At 69.1% G+C, this 5,696-nt stretch carries 3 protein-coding genes and 1 pseudogene; 3 read left to right on the top strand and 1 reads right to left on the bottom strand.

The window, feature by feature from the left end; translation table 11 throughout:
* Positions 1-256 (bottom strand): annotated as a pseudogene (locus WAL33_RS06685) (hypothetical protein); the annotation flags it as partial.
* Positions 257-626: 370 nt separating this feature from the next.
* Between WAL33_RS06685 and WAL33_RS06680 the strand changes: the two are divergent.
* The 3 genes from WAL33_RS06680 (at position 627) to WAL33_RS06670 (ending at position 5,624) form a co-directional block, all read left to right on the top strand.
* Positions 627-1,196 carry a TMEM165/GDT1 family protein gene (locus WAL33_RS06680; protein WP_422179710.1) on the top strand — a complete coding sequence of 190 codons (570 nt, stop codon included), beginning with the start codon at positions 627-629 and terminating at the stop codon, positions 1,194-1,196.
* 58 nt (positions 1,197-1,254) lie between these two features.
* Positions 1,255-1,881, top strand: coding sequence for a hypothetical protein (locus WAL33_RS06675; protein ID WP_422179708.1), 627 nt, complete (start codon positions 1,255-1,257; stop codon positions 1,879-1,881).
* A 161-nt stretch (positions 1,882-2,042) separates the two neighbouring features.
* Positions 2,043-5,624, top strand: coding sequence for a hydantoinase B/oxoprolinase family protein (locus WAL33_RS06670; protein ID WP_422179706.1), 3,582 nt, complete (start codon positions 2,043-2,045; stop codon positions 5,622-5,624).
* The last annotated feature ends 72 nt before the right edge of the window (positions 5,625-5,696 follow it).

Below are 5,696 nucleotides of genomic sequence, written 5' to 3'. Positions count from 1 at the left end.
GCTCGACCTCGGCCACCTGGGCGGGCGGCGCGGCGTCAACGGTCGGGGTCTGGGCCGGCTGGCTCATCAGACCCCAGGCCAGACCACCCGCGGCGATGGCGAGCACGGGCAGGCCCACCAGCAGCGGCAGGTTGGACGAAGACTTCTTCGTCGGCTTGCGAGCATAGACAGGCGCACTGGGGAACAGAGGCGAGGTATCGGCGCTCCTGATGGGAGCGGCATAAGGTTCATTAGCGTCGAGGTTCAGAACAGCCATGACTTCCTCCTGCGATTTATTCGCGTTCGGGGAGTCAACGGTGCGTTCCCGCAGCGGTTCCGGGCGGCGCGAAATGGTCTCGGTGTTGACAAGAAGTGGCCGCTTTTGGATTGCGCGGCGTTTCTGCAATAGACGGGGAAGCGCATTGACCCCGCCCTTCAACACCGCTACTGACCCGCCACCTTTGGGGAGTAGCCGCCCGCACCGATCAGCGGGGCCCGTCGTCAACACACTTATCCTTCGGGATATGGCGCGGGTGAAGGAAGCCACCAGCTTCCGCGGCGAGACCAATGGCGTCGGTTTCCGTTCCGGGCTGGGCGGGGTCTCCGATGCTATTGGCGTGCGCTCGGCCCGGACGGTGTTTTAGACCATGGAATCCCTGCTCGTTTCGGCCCTCGTCGTGGCCATCGCCGAGATCGGCGACAAGACACAACTGCTGGCCATTATCCTGGCCACCCGCTTCAAGAAGCCCGTGCCGATCATCTTGGGCATACTGGTGGCCACCCTGGCCAACCATGCCCTGGCGGCCCTGGCCGGTTCGCTGGTCTCGGGCCTGTTCGACGGCGCCTGGTTCAAGTGGGCGATCGCCGTCTCGTTCGTCGCCATGGCCGCCTGGGCCTTGATCCCGGACAAGGCCGATGACGACATGGCCGGCGGCAAGGGCCGCTACGGCGTCTTCCTGACCACCACCATCGCCTTCTTCCTGGTCGAGATGGGCGACAAGACCCAGATCGCCACGGTCGCCCTGGGCGCGCGCTTCCACGACGTGCTGTGGGTCACGGCCGGCACCACCCTGGGCATGATGGCCGCCAATGTCCCCGCCGTTTATCTGGGCGAGGCGGCGACCAGGATCGTGCCGCTGAAGTATGTCCGCATCGGCGCGGCGCTGATCTTCCTGGGTCTGGGGATCTGGGCCGGGATCGAGGCCTTCCGCGCCTGACGCAACCGAAGCCCTCTCGTCGCCGTTCTCCCGCATCTGGAATTGGGAGGATGGGAAGATGAGCGACTTATCGCCGTCGGAATTTCACGAAGACGTCTACGCGCACCCGCTGATCTCATGGGGCGCGGTCATCGCCGGGGTGGTGGTGGCCGTCGCGTTGGGGGCCTTGCTCAACATGTTGGGCCTGGCGATCGGCGCGACCGCCGCCAATCCGTGGACCATGGACAGCGGCGACGCCAAGGGGCTGACCCTGGGCGGCGGCCTGTGGGTGGCGTTCTCCAACGCCGTCGCCCTGCAGGTCGGCGCCTTCATCGCCGCCCGCGCCGCCAAGTATCCGGACCACCACAAGGGCCTGTTCCAAGGCCTGGCGGTCTGGGGCGTGGCGTTCGTGCTGGCCTTCGCCGGCCTGGGTTCGGGCGTGGGCGGCGTCCTGCACGGCGCCGACACCGCCGCCACGGCCTATGTCACGGCCGCCGACGACGCCTCGGTTCCCGCCGATGGCCGGATCAGCGACGCTGACGCCAAGGCGGCCGCCGAGCAGACCGGCGACGTCCTGGCCACCCTGGCCTGGTGGGGCGTGGCGACCATGATCCTCGGCGCGGCGGGCGCCATCGCCGGCGGACGCCTCGGCGCCCGTCACCCTGTCTGGCATCGACGCGCCCGCGTCGTGACCACCGCCCTTTAAGGAGCACGACATGAAAGGCGCATTCCTCTGGCTGCTGGGCATCCCGCTGCCGATCATCCTGCTGCTGTACTTGTTCCACGTGCTTTGACGTGACGAGGCCCGCCCGCCCTTGATGCGGGCGGGCCTCAGCGCCACAAGGGTCCTGTACGAAAGGGACCTTGATGACGCAGCGCGGCTGGGAGTTCTGGATCGACCGCGGCGGCACGTTCACGGACATCGTCGCGCGACGCCCCGACGGGTCGCTGCTGACCCACAAGCTGCTTTCCGAAAATCCCGAGCAATACGAAGACGCCGCCGTGGCCGGCGTGCGGGCCCTGCTTGACGGTCAGGCCGGGATCGACGCGGTCAAGATGGGCACCACGGTGGCCACCAACGCCCTGCTCGAGCGGGCCGGCGAGCCGACGGTCCTGGCGATCACCAAGGGCCATGCCGACGCCCTGCGCATCGGCTACCAGGCCAGGCCCAAGCTGTTCGACCGCCATATCGTCAAGCCCGAGGCTCTTTACACCCGCGTGGTCGAGATCGACGAGCGGATCAGCGTCGAGGGCGCGGTGCTGCGTCCGCTGGACGAGGCGGCGACCCGGGCGGGCCTTCAGGACGCCTTCAACGCCGGCTTCCGCGCCGTGGCCATCGTGCTGCTGCACGGCTTCCGCTTCATCGATCATGAGGCGCGGGTCGCGGCGATCGCCCACGATGTGGGGTTCACCCAGGTGTCGGTCAGCCACGAGGTCAGCCCCCTGATGAAGCTGATCGGGCGCGGCGACACCACGGTGGTCGACGCCTATCTGTCGCCGATCCTGCGCCGCTATGTCGACAAGGTCGCGAACGCCCTGGGCCGCGAAACGCGGCTGCTGTTCATGCAGTCCAACGGCGGCCTGACCGACGCGCACGCCTTCCGCGGCAAGGACGCGATCCTGTCCGGTCCGGCCGGCGGCGTGGTCGGCATGGCCAAGACCGCTGTTCAGGCCGGGTTCGAGCGGGTGATCGGGTTCGACATGGGCGGCACCTCGACCGACGTCTGCCATTTCGCAGGCGAGTACGAGCGGGCCTATGAGACCGTGGTGGCCGGGGTGCGGATGCGCGCGCCGATGATGAACATCCATACGGTGGCGGCGGGCGGCGGCTCGATCTGCACGTTCGACGGGGCGCGTTTCCGGGTCGGTCCGGCCTCGGCCGGCGCCAATCCCGGTCCGGCCTGCTACCGGCGCGGCGGGCCGCTGACGGTGACCGACTGCAACCTCATGCTGGGCAAGCTGTCGCCGGACTTCTTCCCGGCCGTGTTTGGGCCCAACGCCGACCAACCGCTGGACCGTGACGCGGTGGTGGCCAAGTTCGAGGCCCTGGCGGCGGAAATCCTGGCGACCACCGGCGAGTCCATGACGCCGGTCGAGATCGCCGAGGGCTTCGTGACCATCGCCGTTGAGAACATGGCCAAGGCCGTGCGGCAGATCTCGATCCAGCGCGGCTACGACGTCACCCGCTATGTCCTGGCCTGCTTCGGCGGAGCCGGCGGCCAGCACGCCTGCCTGGTGGCCGACGCCCTGGGCATGACCGAGGTGATGATCCACCCGTTCGCTGGGGTGCTCAGCGCTTACGGCATGGGCCTGGCCGACTTGCGGACCCTGCGCGAGGCGACCGTGGAACGGCCGCTGGTCGAGGCCGTCGAGCTGGTTGACCGAGCCGCCGCCCTCGCGAGCGAAGCGGAGGCGGCTCTGCGCGCCCAGAACGTCCCGCTGGTCCGGGTCGAGACCATCGCCAGCCTGCTGGTGAAATACGCTGGGACCGACACGCCGCTGCGCGTGCCGTTGGGCGACGCGGCGGCCGTGCGCGCGGCGTTCGAGACCCTGCACCAACGGCGTTTCGGCTTTATCTCACCGAACACCGCCCTGGTGGTTGAAGCCCTGACCGTGGAGGCGATCGGTCATGCTGACGCCGGCGAAGCGCCCGACCTGGGCGTTGGGGCGTCGTCTAAGCCCGAGCCGCTCGCGACACTGGCCGTCCGCATGGCCGGCGCCGAGCACGCCGCACCGGTTTTCGACCGCGCGGCCTTGCCGATCGGCGGCGAGGTGGCCGGACCGGCCATCGTTCGCGAGGAAACCGGCACCACGGTGATCGAGCCCGGGTGGCGGGCCACGGTCGACCGCCATCTGAACCTGATCATCGACCGGGTCGCCGCCCTGGCCCCGCGCCAGGCGGCCGGGACCAAGGCCGATCCGGTGATGCTGGAGGTGTTCAACAACCTGTTCATGGCCGTGGCCGAGGAGATGGGGTTCGCCCTGCAGAACACCGCCTATTCGGTCAATATCAAGGAGCGGCTGGACTTCTCGTGCGCCCTGTTCGACCGCGACGGGAACCTGATCGCCAACGCGCCGCACATGCCCGTGCACCTGGGGTCGATGGGCGACAGCGTGCGGGCGATCCGCGACGGGCGGCTGCATGACGGGCGGGGGTTGAAGCCCGGCGACGTCTACATGCTCAACGCCCCCTACAACGGCGGCACCCATCTGCCGGACGTGACCGTGGTCATGCCGGTGTTCGACGCGGCGGGCGTCCTAACCTTCTACGTCGCCGCGCGGGGGCACCAGGGCGACATCGGCGGGATCACCCCAGGCTCGATGCCGCCCAATAGCCGCACGGTCGAGGAGGAGGGGGTGCTGATCGAGAACTTCCTACTGGTCGAGGCCGGGCTGTTCCGAGAGGCCGAGGTCCGGGCGCTGCTGGCCTCGGGCGATTGGCCGGCCCGCAATCCCGACCAGAACATCGGCGACCTCAAGGCCCAGGTGGCGGCCTGCGCGCGCGGGGCCGAATCGCTCACGGGGCTTGTCGCCGAGTTCGGTCAGGCGGTGATCGAGGCCTATATGGACCACGTGCAGGACAACGCCGAGGAGGCGGTGCGTCGGGTGCTGGCGACCCTGTCGGGCGGCGATTTCGCCTATGAGCTGGACGACGGTTCGGTGGTCAAGGTGGCCATCACCGTCGACCGGGCGGCCCGCACGGCGCGGGTCGACTTCACCGGCACCAGCGACCAGGTCCCGACCAATTTCAACGCCCCGGCCTCGATCTGCCGGGCGGCGGCGCTCTATGTCTTCCGCACCCTGGTCGACGATGAGATCCCGATGAATGACGGCTGCCTGCGGCCGGTCGAGCTGGTCATTCCCGAGGGTTCGATGCTGCGGCCGCGCTATCCGGCGGCGGTGGTGGCGGGCAATGTCGAGACCAGCCAGGTCGTCGTCGACGCCCTCTATGGCGCATTGGGCGTGATGGCCGCGGCCCAGGGGACGATGAACAACTTCACGTTCGGCGACGAGCGGCGGCAGTACTACGAGACCATCTGCGGCGGGGCGGGGGCGGGGCCTGGCTTCGACGGCGCCGATGCGGTGCAGACCCACATGACCAACAGTCGCCTGACGGATCCGGAGGTGCTGGAGAGCCGCTATCCGGTGCTGGTCGAGGCGTTCTCGATCCGGCGCGGCTCAGGCGGGACGGGCGCGCATCGCGGCGGCGACGGCGTGGTGCGGAAGATCGGATTTCGCGAGCCGATGACGGCGACGCTGCTCTCGAACCGGCGGCGGGTGGCGCCGTTTGGGCTGGCGGGTGGCGGCGAAGGCGCTCTTGGCAAGGCGTGGGTCGAGCGCGCCGACGGCTCTGTGCAAGCGCTGGGCGCCACCGATGCGGTCGAGGTCGCGGCGGGGGATTCGATCGTGATTGAGACGCCGGGCGGAGGGGGCTACGGCGCGGCGTAACCCCCTCCGGCCCTCCGGGCCACCTCCCCCAGAGGGGGAGGATTTAATCTGAGCAGATGCTCCCCCTCTGGG

It is taken from the genome of Caulobacter sp. (assembly GCF_049283275.1).
Taxonomy (GTDB): Bacteria; Pseudomonadota; Alphaproteobacteria; order Caulobacterales; family Caulobacteraceae; genus Caulobacter.
This window is presented reverse-complemented; position numbering and strand designations above follow the sequence as displayed.